Origin of the sequence: Streptomyces sp. NPDC002896, assembly GCF_040295225.1 — a bacterium.
Taxonomy (GTDB): domain Bacteria; phylum Actinomycetota; class Actinomycetes; order Streptomycetales; family Streptomycetaceae; genus Streptomyces.
In genome coordinates, this window is record NZ_JBEOVA010000009.1 from 146723 (window position 1) to 165337 (window position 18615).

Genomic DNA, 18615 nt, shown 5'->3' on the forward strand with positions numbered 1-18615 from the left:
CGGGTTGGCGGTAGCGGCCGGGGGGCCCTTTCCGTGCAAATCCGTACGATCTACGTACGCGTTCGCACGGGAAGGGCCCGTCGGCTGCCGCTGTGACTTACATGGAGGCATGATGGGGCGCTATGTCGCACGACGACTGCTCCAGATGATCCCGGTCTTCATCGGGACAACCCTGCTGATCTTCCTCATGGTCTACGCCCTGCCCGGCGACCCCGTGCGAGGGCTCTTCGGCGACAAGGCCGGAAGCCCGCAGGTGATCGCGGCCCTGAGGCATGAGTACGGCCTGGACCAGCCGATCCTGGTGCAGTACTGGAACTACATGAAGGACATGATCCTGCATGGTGACTTCGGCACGCAGGTCGCCAGCGGCCGCCCCGTCACCGACGTGCTGGGTGACGCTTTTCCGGTGACTCTCCGCCTCGCCTCCCTGGCCTTCGCCATCGAGGTCGTCCTGGGCATCGGCCTGGGAGTCCTGGCGGGTATGCGCGCCGGGCGGTTCACGGACAACGCGGTCCTGCTTGTCACACTGCTGTTCATCTCCGTACCGGTCTTCGTCCTCGGCTTCATCCTCAAGCTGGTCTTCGCCGAGCAGCTCCACTGGCTGGATCCGAACGTCAACGACTCCACCGACTACGGTCAGTTGTTGATGCCCGCCATCGTCTTGGCGACCGCGTCGCTGGCCTACGTGACCCGACTCGCCCGGACCTCGATCGCCGAGAACCTGCGGGCCGACTACATCCGCACCGCGATCGCCAAGGGCCTGCCGAAGAGCCGTGTGGTGGGCGTCCATCTCATGCGCAACTCGCTGATCCCCGTGGTCACCTACCTGGGCACCGACATCGGCGCCCTGATGGGCGGCGCCGTCGTCACCGAGGGTCTGTTCAACATCCAGGGCGTCGGCGGCACGATCTACGAGTCGATCGTGCGCCGTGAGGGGACCACCGTGGTCGGTCTGGTGACGATCCTCGTCATCGTCTACCTCCTTGCCAACCTGCTCGTCGACCTGCTCTACGCGGTCCTTGACCCGAGGATTCGCTATGCCTGACGTGACCAAGACCGTTTCGGACGGGGCCATCGACGCGCAGAACGCGGTCGTCGCCGCCGAGATCGCCCCGAAGCCCGGCAAGTCGGAGAAGACCCGCAGCCTGTGGGGCGACGCCTGGGCCGACCTGCGCCGCAGCTGGATCTTCCTCACCTCCAGCGTGCTGATCTTCATCCTGCTGCTGATCACCTTCTTCCCCGGGTGGTTCACCAGCGCGGACCCGATCCTCGGCGACCTGGCCAAGCACTACCTGCAGAAGCCCAAGCTGGGCAACGTCGGCTCGCCCGACTGGCTCGGCTACGACCAGCAAGGCCGCAGCGTCTACGCCCGCGTCATCTACGGCACCCGGGCCTCCGTGGCCGTCGGCTTCGGCACCACCGTCGTCGTCACGCTGCTGGGCGGCCTGATGGGCATGATCGCCGGATACTTCGGCGGCGTCGTCGACTCGATCCTGTCGCGGCTGACGGACGTCTTCTTCGGAATCCCGTTCCTGCTCGGCACGATGGTCGTGTTGAACTCCTTCCAGGACCGCACGCCCTGGGTGGTCATCGGAGCGCTGGGCTTCTTCGGCTGGACGCAGATCGCCCGTGTGATGCGCGGCGCGGTCATCACCACCAAGCAGGCCGACTACGTGCATGCCGCCAAGGCGCTGGGCGCGAGCACCCCGCGGATCATGTTCCGGCACATCCTGCCGAACACCCTCGCCCCGGTGATCGTCGTCGCCACCATCTCGCTCGGTGTCTACATCGGCGCCGAGGCCACGCTGTCCTTCCTGGGCCTCGGCCTGAACGGCGTCTCGTGGGGCAACGACATCTCCGACGGCGGCAACCAGATCCGCGTGGCCCAGTGGATCATGCTTTACCCGTCGATCATGCTCAGCATCACGGTGCTGGCGTTCATCATGCTCGGTGAGGCGGTCCGCAACGCCCTCGACCCGAAGATGCGCTGAGGGAGGCGTACGTGACCATCATCGAAGAAGTAGCCGTGCCCTCGCCTCGCGACGGCGACGGCGGCCCGCTGCTCGAAGTGCGTGACCTGCACGTCGAGTTCCACACCCGCGAGGGCGTCGCCAAGGCCGTCAACGGCGTCAACTACAGCGTGCAGGCGGGCGAGACGCTCGCCGTGCTCGGCGAGTCGGGCTCCGGTAAGTCCGTCACCGCGCAGGCCATCATGGGCATCCTCGACATGCCGCCGGCGAAGATCCCTCAGGGGGAGATCCTCTTCCGTGGCCAGGACATGCTGAAGATGTCCGCCGAGGAGCGCCGCAAGATCCGCGGCCGCCGCATCGCCATGATCTTCCAGGACGCGCTGAGCTCGCTCAACCCGGTGCTCAGCGTCGGCTACCAGCTCGGCGAGATGTTCCGCGTCCACCAGGGCCTCTCCAAGAAGGAGGCCAAGGTCAAGGCCATCGAGCTGATGGACAAGGTCAAGATCCCGGCCGCCGCGGCCCGGGTCAGCGACTACCCGCACCAGTTCTCGGGCGGTATGCGCCAGCGCATCATGATCGCGATGGCGCTCGCCCTGGAGCCGGAGCTGATCATCGCCGACGAGCCGACCACGGCTCTCGACGTGACGGTCCAGGCCCAGGTCATGGACCTGCTCGCGGAGCTGCAGCGCGAGTACAACATGGGCCTGATCCTGATCACCCACGACCTAGGTGTGGTCGCGGACGTTGCCGACAAGATCGCGGTGATGTACGCGGGCCGGATCGTCGAGCGCGCCCCGGTCCACGAGCTCTACAAGCGCCCGGCGCACCCGTACACCCGGGGCCTGCTGGACTCGATCCCGCGCCTGGACCAGAAGGGCCAGGAGCTGTACGCGATCAAGGGCCTGCCGCCCAACCTGCTGCGCGTCCCGACCGGTTGTGCCTTCAACCCGCGCTGCCCGAAGGCGCAGGACATCTGCCGTACCGAGATCCCGGCACTGCACCCCGTGACCGAGCGGGACGGCAGCGAGCTGGTCGGCCGCGGCAGCGCGTGCCACTTCTGGAAGGAGACGATCCATGGCTGAGCTCAGGAAGTCGGACGAGCCGCAGGACGCCGTGGACGCGACTCCGAACGTCAGCGACGTGGAGGTCGTCGACGCCCACTCCGAGGCCGAGATGGTCGCGGCCATCGAAGCGCCCGTCGAGCGCGGCGAGCCGATCCTGCAGGTGCGCAACCTGGTCAAGCACTTCCCGCTGACCCAGGGCATCCTCTTCAAGCGCCAGGTCGGTGCGGTCAAGGCCGTGGACGGGGTCTCCTTCGACCTCTACCAGGGCGAGACGCTCGGCATCGTCGGCGAGTCCGGCTGCGGCAAGTCCACCGTGGCCAAGCTCCTGATGAACCTCGAGCGCGCCACGGCGGGCGAGGTCTTCTACAAGGGCCAGGACATCACCAAGCTGTCCGGGCGCGCGCTGAAGGCGGTTCGCCGGAACATCCAGATGGTGTTCCAGGACCCGTACACCTCGCTCAACCCCCGTATGACGGTGGGCGACATCATCGGTGAGCCCTTCGACATCCACCCCGAGGTGGCGCCGAAGGGTGACCGGCGGCGGAAGGTCCAGGAGCTCCTGGACGTCGTCGGCCTCAACCCCGAGTACATCAACCGCTATCCGCACCAGTTCTCCGGCGGTCAGCGCCAGCGCATCGGCATCGCCCGCGGCCTCGCGCTCAACCCCGAGATCATCATCTGCGACGAGCCGGTCTCCGCCCTGGACGTCTCCGTCCAGGCACAGGTCATCAACCTGATGGAGAAGCTGCAGGACGAGTTCAATCTGTCCTACATCTTCATCGCGCACGACCTGTCGATCGTCCGGCACATCTCGGACCGGGTCGGCGTGATGTACCTCGGCAAGATGGCCGAGATCGGCACCGACCAGCAGATCTACGACCACCCGACGCACCCCTACACGCAGGCGCTGCTGTCGGCGGTCCCGGTGCCCGACCCGGAGGCCCGCGAGGGCCGCGAGCGCATCATCCTCACCGGGGACGTGCCCTCGCCCGCCAACCCGCCGTCCGGCTGCCGCTTCCGCACCCGCTGCTGGAAGGCGCAGGATAAGTGCGCCACCGAGGTGCCGCTGCTCGCGGTGCCTGAGCGGTTCGCCGGGCAAGACACCCCGGCCGCGCACGAGTCGGCGTGCCACTTCGCTGAGGAGAAGGACGTGGTGCACGCGGCATAGTTCGCGGCACAGCACTTCGTACACGCACGAGGGCGCCCGGAATCCCTTGATGGTTCCGGGCGCCCTCGTCGTCGTAATCCATACACATGGATGAGACGGTTGGTTGTGGCGCAGCACTGTGCGCGCCTGCCGGCGGACACAAATGATCGAACTGCGAACGGTCGTGGCCGGCGCTGGTTAGTGTCGCTGCCATGGAGCATCGAGCGCTCGGCCGAAGCGGCCTCATGATCAGTGAGATCACGTACGGCAACTGGCTCACCCACGGTGAGACCGTCGCCCGCGAGGCGGCCGTGGCCTGCGTCGGAGCCGCCCTTGACGCGGGCATCACGACGTTCGACACGGCGGACGTATACGCCCAGGGTGCCGCAGAGGAACTGCTGGGCGAGGCGCTGTCCGACGTCAGGCGGTCCTCGGTGGAGATCGCCACCAAGGTCTGCCTGCCGACCGGGGACGGACCCAACGACCGGGGGCTGTCCCGCAAACACATCATGGAGTCCTGCCACGCCTCGCTGCGCAGGCTCGGCACCGACTACGTCGACCTCTACCAGGCCCACCGGTTCGACGACCGGGTACCGCTGGAGGAGACGCTGGTCGCCTTCGACGATCTGGTACGTCAGGGCAAGGTGATGTACCTCGGAGTCTCGGAGTGGACCGCTGCCCAGATCGAGTCCGCGCTCGCGCTTGCCGATGAGTTGGGACTGCGCAGCCGCATCGTCTCCAACCAGCCGCAGTACAACATGCTCTGGCGGGTCATCGAACCCGAGGTGCTGCCGCTGTGCCGCAAGGAGGGCATTGGCCAGCTCGCCTTCCAGCCGTTGGCGCAGGGGGTGTTGACCGGCAAGTACGTTCCGGGAGAGGCCCCGCCTGCACACTCCCGAGCCGTCGCCGGGGGGCGCGCCCCGCGCTTCATCGGCCGGGTGCTCGGCGACGAGCTGCTGGCCCGGGTGCAGCGGCTCCGCCCGATCGCGGACGAGGCCGGGCTGACCATGGCCCAGCTGGCGATCGCCTGGGTCCTGAGCCGGCCCGGTGTCTCCACCGCGCTGATCGGTGCCTCTCGGCCCGAGCAGGTCGTCGAGAACGCAGCAGCGGCCGGGCGCGCACTCGACGACGAGGTGGTGCAGCGCGTTGACGGCGTGCTCGAGGGGCTGGTCGACCACGACCCGTCCAAAACGGCGCGAATGATGGCGGTCCGCGGTGAATGGCAGGGCTGAGGGAGGTCCCTACGCCGGCGGTTCTGGGCACTACGCTGCGTATCTCGAGGACGCGGACGGATTCGAAGTCGAACTGGTGGCAGCGCAGGGGCTGCGGAGCGGGTAGAGGGGCGGGCATGACGGACGAGGATGAGCCGAGGGCACGCGCCTCCCTGCAGTGCGTCGTACTCGACTGCCCCGACCCCCGCGCTCTCTCCCGCTTCTACCGCGGGCTCCTCGGCGGTGAGGTCGACCGGCCCGACCCGCGGTGGTCGCTGGACGACGAGTGGTCCACCCTGCACACCGCCACCGGCCTGGTGCTGGCTTTCCAGCGTGCCGACGACTACCGGCCGCCGCGGTGGCCGGACCCGTCCGCCCCGCAGCAGTTCCACCTGGACGTCGGGGTCGACGACCTCGATGTGGCCGAGGCCCGGGCCCTCGAGCTGGGGGCCGTGAGTCTCGACGACGGGGGCGGCACCCGCAGTTGGCGCGTGTACGCGGATCCGGCGGGCCACCCGTTCTGCCTGGTGCGCGAGTGAGGGTGCGGGGCGGAGAGTAAAGACCGCGGAATTCGCGCGTAAAACGCCGCCTTCCGATTTCGGCCGGACCCGCTGCCGGAGGCCCGTGCCCACCCCGCAAGGGGGCGGCATGGGCCTTCGGTTTCCCCGGGGGCCCCAAATCCTATTCACGATCGCCCAATAGATGAATCAACTATTCCCCAAGCTTTGGGAATCGATCTGCGTTGTCGGGTGCTGCGGTTCGCCCGACGAGGTCGGAGCTGCGCGCGAGTCCGCTCCGAGGTGGAGGCCTGCGTCACGCTCGGCGATTTCCAGGGAATGGTAGTAATCAGTTCAAGTCAGAGTCACTCATCTATCCCACTCTCGCCAGTTCTCGTCAACAAGCAGAAAAAACCAACCTCTGAACTCCTATCCGGGTTGACCGGTTGCGCTCACGGTTGCGAAAGTCCGCAGAGTCTCATGGTGTCGGCAACGGCCGCCACTCATTTTCTCTTTCGCCCAGGGGCAATTCCGAATGACGATTCCGACCACGACGGCGGCCGCGCGCCCGGTCCCGGTCTGCTCGCGCCCCGCCGGCGAGAGAAGAGCAACGGTCGCATGTGTGCTGGGCGGGTGCTCCCCGCGACAGTCTGAGCTCATATCCGGGATGTCCGTACGATGACCATGCAACACCAGCCGGTCGAGACCGGCAGCGGCACCGCGCTTCTGGCCGACGAACCGACGCAGGACTCCCGGCCCGGCGGCACCGCCATCGCCGGGCGCTCACCGTCCCGGATGGCCTGGAAGCGCATCCGGCAGGACAAGGCCACCATGACCGCACTGGTCATCACCGTCCTGTTCATCGTGATCGCCCTGCTGGCCCCGGTGCTCACCTGGCTGACCAGCTGGGGGCCGATCACCCCGGACAACAAGGCGATCAACCCGGACACGGGCAACCAGCCGTACGGATCGCTGGGCGGGATCAGCCTCAATCACCTGCTCGGGGTCGAGCCGGGGACGGGGTTCGACCTCTTCGCCCGAGTGGTCTACGGCCTGCGCACCTCGCTCTTCGTCGGCTTCGCGTCGGCTGTGGTGTCCACCGTGGTCGGAGTCGTGGCCGGGCTGGCGGCCGGCTACTTCGGCGGCTGGGTCGACTCCGTGCTGTCGCGGATCATGGACGTGATGCTGGCGTTCCCGCAGCTCCTGTTCATCATCGCGCTCACCCCGGTGATCCAGAACGCGCTGCAGACCAACAGCCACGGCGGTACCGACGAGAACCTCCGGCTGCTGGTCCTGGTCCTCAACATCGCGATCTTCGCCTGGGCCTACACCGCCCGCCTGGTACGCGGTCAGGTGCTGTCCCTGCGCGAGCGGGAATTCGTCGACGCCGCGCGGATCATGAGCGCCGGCCGGCGTCACATCCTCTTCCGTCAGCTGCTGCCGAACCTGTGGGCACCGATCCTGATCTCGTTCGCGCTCGCCGTCCCGCAGAACATCTCCACCGAGGCTGCCCTGTCCTACCTGGGCGTCGGCGTCGTCCCGCCCGCTCCGGACTGGGGAGCCCTGCTGTCGGACGCTTCGGAGTTCTTCCTCCAGGACCCGATGTACCTGTTCATCCCCGGTGTCCTGCTGCTCATCCTCGTCCTTGCTCTCAATCTCCTCGGGGACGGCGTACGGGACGCCCTCGATCCCCGTGCCCACCGCAGCTGAAGCGCTGCTCCCGAGTGTCGGCACCGGCAATCCCACAAACGACGGCCGTGGCCGAGCCCATGTAAAGAACGGAGTGTTTCCAGATGATGCGCAGAACGCGCACGGTCGCTCTTACGGCATCAGCCGTGGCGATAGCCCTGGCGGCCACCGCGTGCGGTGGTTCCTCCAGCAACACCAGCAGCAGCGCCCCGGCCAAGGGGGGCACGCTGTCGGTCCTCGACGAGTCGGACTTCGACCACCTCGACCCGCAGCGCACCTACACGACCGAGGGGCAGAGCACGGACGAGCTGTTCGTCCGTGCCCTCACCGGATGGGACGAGTCGGGCTCCACGCCGAAGCTGGTCGGTGACCTGGCCTCCACCACGGGAACACCCAGCAAGGGCGACACGGTGTGGACCTTCCAGCTGCGCCACGGCATCAAGTGGCAGGACGGTACCGAAGTCACCGCCCAGGACGTCAAATACGGTGTGGAGCGCGCCTTCTCCGGCGACATCAACGGAGGCCCGCCGTACGCGGCGCAGTGGCTCGTCGGTGGCGCCGACTACAAGGGCCCGTACAGCGGTAAGCAGCTGGACTCCATCCAGACGCCGGACAAGTACACCGTCGTCTTCCACCTGAACCAGCCGGTCGCCGACTTCAACGAGACGACGGCCATGTCCGGGTGGTCGGCGGTGCCCAAGGCCCACGACACGGGCTCGACGTACGACACGCACGTCTGGTCCGACGGCGCGTACATGATCAAGTCGTACACCAAGAACAAGGAACTCATCGCCGTCAAGAACAAGTACTGGCAGAAGTCGTCCGACCCGATCCGCCAGCAGAACGTCGACGAGTTCGACTTCAAGTTCGGCCAGGACCAGGCGGCCATCGACCAGCAGATCAAGTCGGACGCCGGGGTCGCCCAGACCGCGCTCGAGCAGTATCCGCTCGCCGGTTCCGACCTCAACTCGTTCGCCAACGACGCGGCGCTCAAGTCGCGTTACTACAACAACTCGGCTCCGGGCATCAACTACCTGGCGATCAACACCCGCCGGGTCAAGGACATCAAGGTCCGCGAGGCGATCGAGTCCGCGATCGACAAGACCACCGTCCGCGGCGCCTTCGGCGGCTCGGCGTACGGCGACTACGCGAGCACGATGCTGAGCCCCGGCGTCGGCGGTTACAAGAAGTTCGACCTGTACAGCACCAACCCGGCCGGTGACGTCACCAAGGCCAAGGCGCTGATGAAGCAGGCCGGCAACCCGAAGCTCACCATGTCGATGGCGCTCGAGAACACGCCCACCCAGGCGCATTTCGGTGACGCGGTGAAGACCTCCCTCGCCAAGATCGGCATCAAGGTGAACCTCGTGCCGATCCAGCTGGCGAACTACTTCAACACCGTGAGCAACACCAAGAACCAGTACGACCTGACCTGGGGCGACTGGATCGCGGACTGGCCGAACGCCTCGACCGTGCTCCCCACCCTGTTCGACGGCCGGCTGATCGCGAAGAACCCGCAGGCGAACCAGGACCTGTCGTACCTGAACGACCCCAAGGTCAACACGCAGATCACCAAGATCGCGACGATGGCCGATATCAACCGGCGCAACGCCGCTTACGGCAAGCTCGACGAGCAGATCATGAAGGACACCTCCGTAGTTCCGCTCATGTACATGAACTTCAGCGCAGTGAGCGGCTCCAAGGTGGGCGGTGTCATCGCGGACACCATCCTGGCCGAGCCGAGCCTCCTGCACGTCTACGTGAAGCAGTAACCCCGGTCGCCCCGTCGGCGGTCCGCCGCCGACGGGGCACCCACCCACGTCCATCCCCACCGGGCGCAGGCACCAGCCCATCGGCCCACAGCTAGAGGGAGGCGGACCGGGCACCCGCCAGGTCCCAGCACGACATGCTTCGTTATCTCATCCGACGCCTGCTGGCAGCGGCCGTGATCCTGCTGGTGATCAGCGTGATCACGTTCTTCATCTTCTTCGCGCTGCCGTCCGACCCCGCACTCCTGGCCTGCGGAAAGACCTGCTCCCCCTCCCGTCTCGCCGAAATCAAGCACTCGCTGGGCCTCGACCAGGGCATCACGACGCAGTTCTGGGAGTTCTTCAAGGGGCTCTTCGTGGGCCGCGACTACGGCGACCAGAGCATGCGCATCCACTGCGGCGCGCCCTGCCTCGGGGTCTCCTTCCAGACCGACACGCCTGTCCTCACCACCCTGCTGGACGACTTCCCGGCAGACCTGTCGCTCGGCCTCGGCGCCGCGGTGGTCTTCCTGATCCTCGGTGTGGGCCTCGGCGTGCTGGCCGCCGTCCGCAGGGGCAAGGCCGCCGACAAGGCGGCGGTCGGACTGGCGCTGTTGGGCGTCTCCACGCAGATCTACTTCGTCGGTCTGCTGCTGCTGTACGTGTTCGTCGACAAGTGGCAGATCCTGCCCACCGCCGGCTACACCCCGATCACCCAGGACCCGGCAGGCTGGTTCCAGGGACTCATCCTGCCCTGGGCGACCCTGGTCATCCTCTACCTCGCCCTCTACACCCGGCTCACGCGCTCCTCAATGCTGGAGGTCTTCAGCGAGGACTACGTACGCACCGCCAGGGCCAAGGGCCTGCCGGCCGGCAAGGTCGTCCTCAAGCACGGGCTGCGGGCCGCGATCACTCCGATCATCACCATCTTCGGCATGGACGTCGGCTCGCTGATCGGCGGCTCAGCGGTCATCACCGAGTCGGTGTTCGGCATCAACGGCATCGGCAAGCTGGCGGTGGACTCGGTGCAGAACTCCGACCTGCCGGTCATCCTCGGCACCACTCTCTTCGCCGCCACGTTCGTCGTCCTCGCCAACGTGGCGGTCGACCTGGTGTACGGACTCATCGACCCGCGCGTACGCCTCGCCTGACACCCGACCCCGCAGCCCCCCAAGGAAACACCAGTGTCCCTGCAGACCTCGCCACAGCCCGCGGACGTCACGTCCGAGTCCTCCTCCTTCCTCGACGTGCGAGACCTGCGCGTGCACTTCCCGACCGAGGACGGCATCGTCAAGTCCGTCGACGGAGTGTCCTTCACCCTGGAGAAGGGCAAGACCCTCGGCATCGTCGGCGAGTCCGGCTCGGGCAAGTCGGTGACCTCGCTGGCCCTGCTCGGGCTGCACAAGGGCACGCGCGCCGAGGTCTCCGGCGAGATCTGGCTGGAGGGCAGGGAACTCGTCGCCCTGCCCGAGAACGAGATGCGCGAGCTACGCGGCGACACGGTCTCCATGATCTTCCAGGACCCGCTGTCCGCGCTGCACCCGTTCTTCACCGTGGGCGCCCAGATTGCCGAGGCCTTCCAGGTGCACCACAAGGTCTCCAAGAAAGAGGCCAAGGACCGGGCGGTGGAGATGCTGAAGCGGGTCGGCATCCCGCAGCCCGAGCGCCGGGTCAGGGACTACCCGCACCAGTTCTCCGGCGGAATGCGGCAGCGCGTCATGATCGCCATGTCCCTGGTCTGCGACCCCGCACTGCTCATCGCCGACGAGCCCACGACCGCACTGGACGTCACCGTCCAGGCGCAGATCCTGGACCTGATCCGCGACCTCCAGGAGGCGTTCGGCTCCGCGGTCATCATCATCACGCACGACCTGGGCGTGGTGGCCGATGTCGCCGACGACATCCTGGTGATGTACGGCGGCCGCCGGATCGAGTACGGCACCGCACGCGACGTACTGAAGCAGCCCGAGCACCCCTACACCTGGGGGCTGCTCCAGTCGATGCCGCACATCGCCGGCGACGTCGGCCGCCGGCTGAACCCGATCCCCGGCTCCCCGCCGAGTCTGATCAACCTCCCGAGCGGTTGCGCCTTCCACCCGCGCTGCCCCTACAAGGGCTGGGAGCTTCAGGGGCGTTGCACGGTGGAACGGCCCGAGTTGCTGGCGGTCTCCGGCACCGCCAAGCACATCGCCGCGTGCCACCTCACGGCGGAGACCAAGCAACAGATCCGTGGCGGAACCGCCGGGGCCGAGAAGTGACGGCGGCGGACGAACAGGAGCATGGCGTGAGCACCACCAAGCCCATCCCCGAGCAGCAGGCCGCTTCTGCCGCGAAGCCACCGGCCGGCGAGAACCTGCTCGAGGTCAGCGGTCTGCAGAAGCACTTCCCCATCCGGCACGGCATCGTGTTCCAGCGGCAGATCGGGGCCGTGCGCGCTGTCGACGGAATCGACTTCTCGGTCAGGGCCGGAGAGTCGCTGGGCCTGGTCGGCGAGTCCGGCTGCGGGAAGTCGACGACGGGCCGCCTGGTCACCCGGCTGCTGGAACCCACCGCCGGCACCATCATGTTCGACGGCGAGGACATCGCCCACACGCCTGCATCGAAGATGCGGCAGGCGCGCCGGCATCTCCAGATGATCTTCCAGGATCCGTACTCCTCGCTGAATCCCCGGCACACGGTCGGCACCATCATCGAGACGCCGATGAAGCTCAACGGCATCGACCCGCCGGGGGGCCACAAGAGGCGCGCTCAGGAACTGCTGGAGACGGTGGGCCTCAATCCCGAGCACTACAACCGCTACCCGAACGAGTTCTCCGGCGGCCAACGCCAGCGCATCGGCATCGCCCGCGCGCTCGCCCTGCGGCCGAAGCTCATCGTGGCCGACGAACCGGTGTCGGCGCTGGACGTGTCCATCCAGGCTCAGATCGTCAACCTGCTGCAGGACCTGCAGCGGGAGTTCGACATCGCCTTCCTCTTCATCGCCCACGACCTCGCCGTCGTCCGCCACTTCTCCGAGCGCGTCGCGGTGATGTACCTCGGGAAGATCGTGGAGGTCGCCGACCGGGAGACGCTCTACGCACGGCCGCGGCACCCCTACACGCACGCCCTGCTGTCCGCCGTCCCCGAGGCCGATCCGGACGGCACGCAGCGGCGCGAGCGCATCCGTCTCGCCGGGGACGTGCCCTCCCCGATCCTCCCGCCTTCCGGCTGCCGCTTCCGCACGCGCTGCTGGAAGGCCCAGGACAAGTGCGCGGCCGAAGAGCCGCCGCTGGTCCGTGTCGAAGGCAACCCCGAGGGTCATCTGACTGCCTGCCACTTCCCCGAGGAGCCGACGGTCGAGGCACGTGACGAGGACATCGTCCTCGACCCGGCGCTCGCCGCGCTCGAGGAGACACGTGCCGAGAGGACCTCCTGACGGCGACGCCGCACCCAGACGGGCGGGGTCAATGTGTGGTGTGTGCGTTATTGGTCTATATCGTCCGATAGCGGGACAGCGCCCCCGGCGCTGGAGCACAGCGCACTCAGAGGAGGAACTCCATGCGTGGAGCCACGCACGCCCGGTGGGCCGCGAGCGCGGTGGCCGTCGCACTCGCGGCGACGGCCTGCGGGGGCGGGGGCGGCGGCACCGGCGGCAGCGACGGCTCCGGAATCCTCAGCTCCTCGTGGGGCGACCCGCAGAACCCGCTCGAACCGGCGAACACGAACGAGGTGCAGGGCGGCAAGGTCCTCGACATGATCTTCCGCGGCCTGAAGCGGTACGACGCCAAGACCGGCGAGGCCGAGAACATGCTCGCCGAGAAGATCGAGACCTCCGACTCGCAGAACTTCACGATCACCATCAAGGATGGCTGGACCTTCAGTAACGGCGAGAAGGTCACCGCGAAGTCCTTCGTGGACGCCTGGAACTACGGCGCAAGCCTGAAGAACAACCAGCGGAACGCCTATTTCTTCGGCTACATCGACGGATACGACAAGGTCCACCCGACATCCGGCAGCCAGACCGCCGACACGCTCTCCGGGCTGAAAGTCGTCGACGACCGGACCTTCACCGTCCGGCTCAACCAGCGGTTCTCGACGTTCCCCGACACTCTGGGCTATGTGGCCTTCGCCCCACTTCCCCGGGCGTTCTTCGACGACCACGACGCCTGGCTGAAGAAACCGATCGGCAACGGCCCGTACACCGTCGACTCGTACACCAGGGGCTCGCAGATGTCCCTGCGCAGATGGGACGGCTATCCGGGAGACGACAAGGCGCAGAACGGCGGAGTGGACCTCAAGGTCTACACCGACAACAACACCGCCTACACCGACCTCATGGCGGGAAATCTCGACCTCGTCGACGATATCCCGGCGGCACAGCTCAGAAACGTCCAGGCCGACCTCGGTGGCCGGTACATCAACACCCCGGCCGGAATCATCCAGACCATCGCCTTCCCGTTCTACGACGAGGCGTGGTCCAAGCCCGGCATGGAAAAGGTCCGCACGGGCCTGTCCATGGCCATCGACCGGAACCAGATCACCGACACGATCTTCCAGAAGACCCGCACCCCCGCCACCGACTGGACCTCGCCGGTCCTCGGCGAGGAGGGCGGCTTCAAGGCGGGCCTGTGCGGCGAGGCCTGCGAGTACCACCCGGACGAGGCGAAGAAGCTGGTCCAGGAGGGCGGCGGCCTCCCCGGCGGACAGGTCAAGATCTCGTACAACGCGGACGCCGGCTCGCACAAGGAGTGGGTGGACGCGGTCTGCAACTCCATCAACAACGCGCTCGGCAACAACCGGGCCTGCGTCGGAAACCCGGTAGGCACCTTCGCCGACTTCCGGAACCAGATCACCCAGTCCAAGTTGACGGGTCCCTTCCGGGCCGGCTGGCAGATGGACTATCCGCTGATCCAGAACTTCCTTCAGCCGCTCTACTACACCGGCGCCTCGTCCAACGACGGAAAATGGTCGAACAAGGAATTCGACGACCTCGTGGACAAGGCCAACGCCGAGACCGAGGCGCCCAAGGCCGTCGGCATCTTCCAGCAAGCCGAGGAGGTGGTCCGGGACAACATGGCCGCGATTCCCCTCTGGTACCAGAACGGCAGCGCCGGCTATTCGGAGCGGCTCTCCAATGTGGCGCTGAACCAGTTCAGCGTTCCGGTGTACGAAGAAATCAAGGTCGGCTGACCACCCACGGAGCCACCCAACGGAGCCACCCACGGAGCCCGCCATGGGACGCTATGTGATCCGGCGTCTGCTGCAGATGATCCCGGTCTTTCTCGGCGCCACCCTGCTGATCTTCCTGATGGTGAACGTGATGGGCGATCCCATCGCGGGACTGTGCGGGGACCGGCAGTGCGACCCGGCGACGGCCGCCCAGCTCAAGAAGGAGTTCGGCCTCGACAAGCCCGTGTGGCAGCAATATCTGACGTACATGGGGAATGTGTTCACCGGCGACTTCGGGACCGCCTTCAACGGCCAGCCGGTGACCGAGCTGATGGGCTCGGCCTTCCCCGTGACGATCCGGCTCACGATCGTCGCCATCGTCTTCGAGATCGTCATCGGCATCACGCTCGGTGTGCTCACCGGCCTGCGCCGCGGACGTCCCGTCGACACCGGCGTGCTGCTCGTGACGCTGGTCGTCATCTCGGTCCCGACCTTCGTCACCGGTCTGCTGCTGCAGCTCCTGCTCGGCGTCGAATGGGGCGTCATCAAGCCGTCCGTTTCCCCCGACGCCCCGTTCAACGAACTGCTCGTCCCCGGCCTGGTCCTCGCGTCGGTCTCACTGGCGTACGTCACCCGGCTCACCCGCACCTCGATCGCCGAGAACCGCCGCGCCGACTACGTCCGCACCGCCATCGCCAAGGGCCTGCCGCGGCAGCGGGTGATCGTCCGGCATCTGCTGCGCAACTCGCTGATCCCGGTGGTCACCTTCATCGGCACGGACATCGGCGCGCTGATGGGCGGCGCGATCGTCACGGAGCGCATCTTCAACATCCACGGCGTCGGCTACCAGCTCTACCAGGGCATTCTGCGGCAGAACACCCAGACCGTCGTCGGCTTCGTGACCGTCCTCGTGTTGGTCTTCCTGGTGGCCAACCTGCTCGTCGACCTCCTCTACGCCGTACTCGACCCGAGGATCCGCTATGCCTGAGACCGAGCGGCCGGAGGCTCTGCGGGGATCCGGGGGCCGCTCCCCTGACGACGGCCGTATCGCCGCGACCGGCGCGGGCGGCGCGATGGACCTCGCGGCGAGCGAGGCGACGACGCTCGAGAGGCCACCGGGCGCACCCGGCGGACCGGGGGAGAGGGGCCCGTCCGGCAGGCCCCGCTCCCTGTGGTCCGACGCGTGGCACGACCTGCGCCGCAACCCCGTCTTCGTCGTCTCCGGCCTGGTCATCGTCTTCCTGGTCCTCATCGCGATCTGGCCGTCGCTGATCGCATCGGGCAACCCGCTCAGCTGCGATCTCGCCAAGGCCCAGCAAGGCTCCCAGCCAGGGCACCCCTTCGGATTCGACGGCCAGGGCTGCGACGTCTACACGCGCACCGTGTACGGCGCCCGCACCTCGGTCACCGTCGGCGTCTGCGCCACCCTCGGCGTCGCCCTGCTCGGCTCGGTCCTCGGCGGCCTTGCTGGATTCTTCGGGGGAGGGTGGGACGCGATCCTCTCCCGCGTCACGGACGTCTTCTTCGCCATCCCGGTCGTCCTCGGCGGCCTGGTGCTGCTGTCCGTGGTGACCAGCTCCACCGTGTGGCCCGTCGTCGGGTTCATGGTGCTGCTCGGCTGGCCGCAGATCTCCCGTATCGCCCGCGGGGCGGTCATCACCGCCAAGCAGCACGACTACGTCCAGGCCGCGCGGGCCCTCGGCGCCTCCAGCACGCGGATCCTGCTGCGGCACATCACGCCCAACGCGGTCGCACCGGTCATCGTCGTGGCGACCATCGCGCTCGGTACGTTCATCGCGCTCGAGGCGACCCTCTCGTACCTCGGGGTCGGGCTGAAGCCGCCGAGCGTGAGCTGGGGCATCGACATCTCGGCGGCGTCCCCGTACATCCGCAACGCCCCGCACATGCTGCTCTGGCCGGCCGGCGCGCTGGCGATCACGGTGCTCGCGTTCATCATGCTCGGCGACGCCGTGCGCGACGCCCTCGACCCGAAGCTGAGGTGAGTCGCGTCGTGCTGCTCGAAGTGCGCGATCTGCACGTGGAGTTCAGGACCCGGGACGGAATCGCCAAGGCCGTCAACGGGGTCGATCTCCACGTGGACGAGGGCGAGACGCTGGCCGTCCTCGGCGAGTCCGGCTCCGGCAAGTCGGTCACCGCACAGGCCGTCATGGGCATCCTCGACACCCCGCCCGCCCGGATCACCGGCGGCGAGGTCCTCTTCCAGGGCCGGGACCTGCTGAAGCTCAAGGAGGACGAGCGGCGGAAGGTCCGCGGCGCCGGAATGGCGATGATCTTCCAGGACGCGCTGTCCTCGCTGAACCCCGTGCTGAGCGTCGGCGACCAGCTCGGCGAGATGTTCCGCGTCCACCAGGGCATGTCGCGGAAGGACGCGCGGGCGAAAGCCGTCGAGCTCATGGAGCGGGTGCGGATCCCGGCCGCGAAGGAGCGCGTGGGGCAGTACCCGCACCAGTTCTCCGGCGGCATGCGCCAGCGCATCATGATCGCCATGGCGATGGCCCTGGAACCCGCCCTGATCATCGCCGACGAGCCGACGACCGCCCTCGACGTCACGGTCCAGGCCCAGGTCATGGACCTGCTGGCCGACCTGCAGCGCGAGTACCACATGGGCCTCGTCCTGATCACCCACGACCTGGGCGTGGTCGCGGACGTCGCCGACCGGATCGCTGTCATGTACGCGGGCCGCATCGTGGAGTCGGCACCCGTCCACGACATCTACAAGGCACCGGCCCACCCCTATACGAAGGGCCTGCTGGAGTCGATCCCCCGGCTCGACCGCAAGGGCCAGGAGCTCTACGCGATCAAGGGACTGCCGCCGAACCTGATGCACATCCCGCCCGGCTGCGCCTTCCACCCGCGCTGCCCGCTGGCCCAGGACGTGTGCCGCACCGACGTTCCCGACCTCTTCGAGGTGTCGGGGGAACGCCGGAGCGCGTGCTTCTACTGGAGGGAGACGCTCCATGGCTGAGTCTGCCGAGTCTTTCGGAGCGGCTGGGCATGTCGCCCCGCCCGCCGTCGGCGAGCCCGTCCTCCAGGTGCGCGGCCTCGTCAAACACTTCCCGCTCACCCAGGGCATCGTCCTGAAGAAGCAGATCGGCTCCGTCAAGGCCGTCGACGGCGTCGACTTCGACCTCGGGCACGGCGAGACCCTCGGCATCGTCGGCGAGTCCGGGTGCGGCAAGTCGACGCTTGCGAAGCTCCTCGTCCAGCTTGAGAGGCCGACGGCCGGGCGGATCACATACCGGGGAGAGGACATCGGCGCGCTGTCCGGCCGCGCCCTCAGAGCCGTACGCCGCAACATCCAGATGGTCTTCCAGGACCCCTACACGTCCCTCAACCCGCGGATGACCGTCGGCGACATCATCGGCGAGCCCTTCGAGATCCACCCCGAGGCAGCGCCGAAGGGCTCGCGCCGGCAGCGCGTTCAGGAGCTCCTCGACGTGGTGGGCCTCAACCCCGAGTACATCAACCGCTATCCGCACCAGTTCTCCGGCGGCCAGCGGCAGCGCATCGGCATCGCCCGCGGACTCGCCCTGCGCCCCGAGATCATCGTCGCCGACGAGCCGGTCTCGGCCCTCGACGTGTCCGTGCAGGCGCAGGTCATCAACCTGATGGAGCGGCTGCAGGACGAGTTCGACCTGTCCTACGTCTTCATCGCCCACGACCTGTCCATCGTGCGGCACATCTCGGACCGGGTCGGGGTGATGTACCTGGGCCGGATCGTCGAGATCGGCACGGACGAGGAGATCTACGAACACCCCACACATCCCTACACGCAGGCGCTGCTGTCCGCCGTCCCCGTGCCGGACCCGGAGGCGCGTGAGCACCGCGAACGGATCGTCCTCACCGGGGACGTGCCGTCACCGGCCAACATCCCGTCCGGCTGCCGTTTCCGCACTCGCTGCTGGAAGGCGCAGAAGCGGTGCGAGATCGAGGTGCCGCTGCTCGCGGTGCCCGAGGAGTTCCGGTCGGCGTCGGGGCCTGCAGCCCATGACTCGGCCTGCCACTTCGCAGAGGAGAAACGCGTCGTGCCTGCGCAGTAAGCGACATAACACGATAAATGCCCATCAATTTCGTTAACACGTAGGCAACTTGCCTGACGCAGCTCCGATATACGGACGCG

Annotated in this window: 16 protein-coding genes; all 16 read left to right on the forward strand. The window is 67.5% G+C overall.

The genetic code is table 11. The annotated features are described in order from the left end of the window. Positions 1-112 precede the first annotated feature (112 nt). The 16 genes from ABT009_RS18540 (at position 113) to ABT009_RS18615 (ending at position 18535) form a co-directional block, all read left to right on the forward strand. Positions 113-1045: an ABC transporter permease gene (locus ABT009_RS18540; RefSeq protein ID WP_351296004.1), complete on the forward strand. Its 933-nt coding sequence runs from the start codon at positions 113-115 to the stop codon at positions 1043-1045. Next, positions 1038-1991, forward strand: coding sequence for an ABC transporter permease (locus ABT009_RS18545; protein ID WP_351295434.1), 954 nt, complete (start codon positions 1038-1040; stop codon positions 1989-1991). The genes ABT009_RS18540 and ABT009_RS18545 overlap by 8 nt, the downstream gene beginning before the upstream one ends. Positions 1992-2002: 11 nt before the next feature. Continuing rightward, the gene (locus tag ABT009_RS18550; RefSeq protein ID WP_351295437.1) at positions 2003-3052 is read left to right on the forward strand and encodes an ABC transporter ATP-binding protein; all 1050 of its coding nucleotides are present in this window, start codon (positions 2003-2005) and stop codon (positions 3050-3052) included. Further along, the gene (locus ABT009_RS18555) at positions 3045-4202 is read left to right on the forward strand and encodes an ABC transporter ATP-binding protein (protein ID WP_351295440.1); all 1158 of its coding nucleotides are present in this window, start codon (positions 3045-3047) and stop codon (positions 4200-4202) included. Before ABT009_RS18550 ends, ABT009_RS18555 begins: the two co-directional genes overlap by 8 nt. A 191-nt stretch (positions 4203-4393) precedes the next feature. After that, positions 4394-5413, forward strand: coding sequence for an aldo/keto reductase family protein (locus tag ABT009_RS18560; protein WP_351295442.1), 1020 nt, complete (start codon positions 4394-4396; stop codon positions 5411-5413). A 116-nt stretch (positions 5414-5529) separates the two neighbouring features. Continuing rightward, on the forward strand, positions 5530-5931 hold the full coding sequence (locus tag ABT009_RS18565) for a VOC family protein (protein ID WP_351295445.1): 402 nt from the start codon (positions 5530-5532) through the stop codon (positions 5929-5931). Between the two features lie 636 nt (positions 5932-6567). Continuing rightward, complete coding sequence (locus tag ABT009_RS18570) at positions 6568-7599, forward strand: ABC transporter permease (RefSeq protein ID WP_351295447.1); 1032 nt, start codon at positions 6568-6570, stop codon at positions 7597-7599. 83 nt (positions 7600-7682) lie between these two features. After that, positions 7683-9350, forward strand: a complete 1668-nt coding sequence (locus tag ABT009_RS18575; RefSeq protein ID WP_351295450.1) for an ABC transporter substrate-binding protein — start codon at positions 7683-7685, stop codon at positions 9348-9350. Between the two features lie 134 nt (positions 9351-9484). Further along, positions 9485-10477, forward strand: a complete 993-nt coding sequence (locus ABT009_RS18580; protein WP_351295453.1) for an ABC transporter permease — start codon at positions 9485-9487, stop codon at positions 10475-10477. Between the two features lie 33 nt (positions 10478-10510). Further along, the gene (locus ABT009_RS18585) at positions 10511-11584 is read left to right on the forward strand and encodes an ABC transporter ATP-binding protein (RefSeq protein WP_351295456.1); all 1074 of its coding nucleotides are present in this window, start codon (positions 10511-10513) and stop codon (positions 11582-11584) included. A gap of 26 nt (positions 11585-11610) precedes the next feature. Next, complete coding sequence (locus tag ABT009_RS18590) at positions 11611-12741, forward strand: ABC transporter ATP-binding protein (protein WP_351295459.1); 1131 nt, start codon at positions 11611-11613, stop codon at positions 12739-12741. A 122-nt stretch (positions 12742-12863) separates the two neighbouring features. Beyond that, complete coding sequence (locus ABT009_RS18595; protein WP_351295462.1) at positions 12864-14495, forward strand: peptide ABC transporter substrate-binding protein; 1632 nt, start codon at positions 12864-12866, stop codon at positions 14493-14495. A gap of 43 nt (positions 14496-14538) precedes the next feature. After that, a complete protein-coding gene (locus ABT009_RS18600; protein WP_351295465.1) occupies positions 14539-15462 on the forward strand; it encodes an ABC transporter permease in 924 nt (307 codons plus the stop codon). Continuing rightward, positions 15455-16477 carry an ABC transporter permease gene (locus tag ABT009_RS18605; RefSeq protein ID WP_502989908.1) on the forward strand — a complete coding sequence of 341 codons (1023 nt, stop codon included), beginning with the start codon at positions 15455-15457 and terminating at the stop codon, positions 16475-16477. The genes ABT009_RS18600 and ABT009_RS18605 overlap by 8 nt, the downstream gene beginning before the upstream one ends. 8 nt (positions 16478-16485) lie before the next feature. Then, on the forward strand, positions 16486-17460 hold the full coding sequence (locus ABT009_RS18610) for an ABC transporter ATP-binding protein (protein ID WP_351295468.1): 975 nt from the start codon (positions 16486-16488) through the stop codon (positions 17458-17460). Continuing rightward, positions 17453-18535 (forward strand): ABC transporter ATP-binding protein, encoded by a 1083-nt coding sequence (locus tag ABT009_RS18615; protein WP_351295471.1) that lies wholly within the window; start codon positions 17453-17455, stop codon positions 18533-18535. The genes ABT009_RS18610 and ABT009_RS18615 overlap by 8 nt, the downstream gene beginning before the upstream one ends. Positions 18536-18615: the final 80 nt, after the last annotated feature.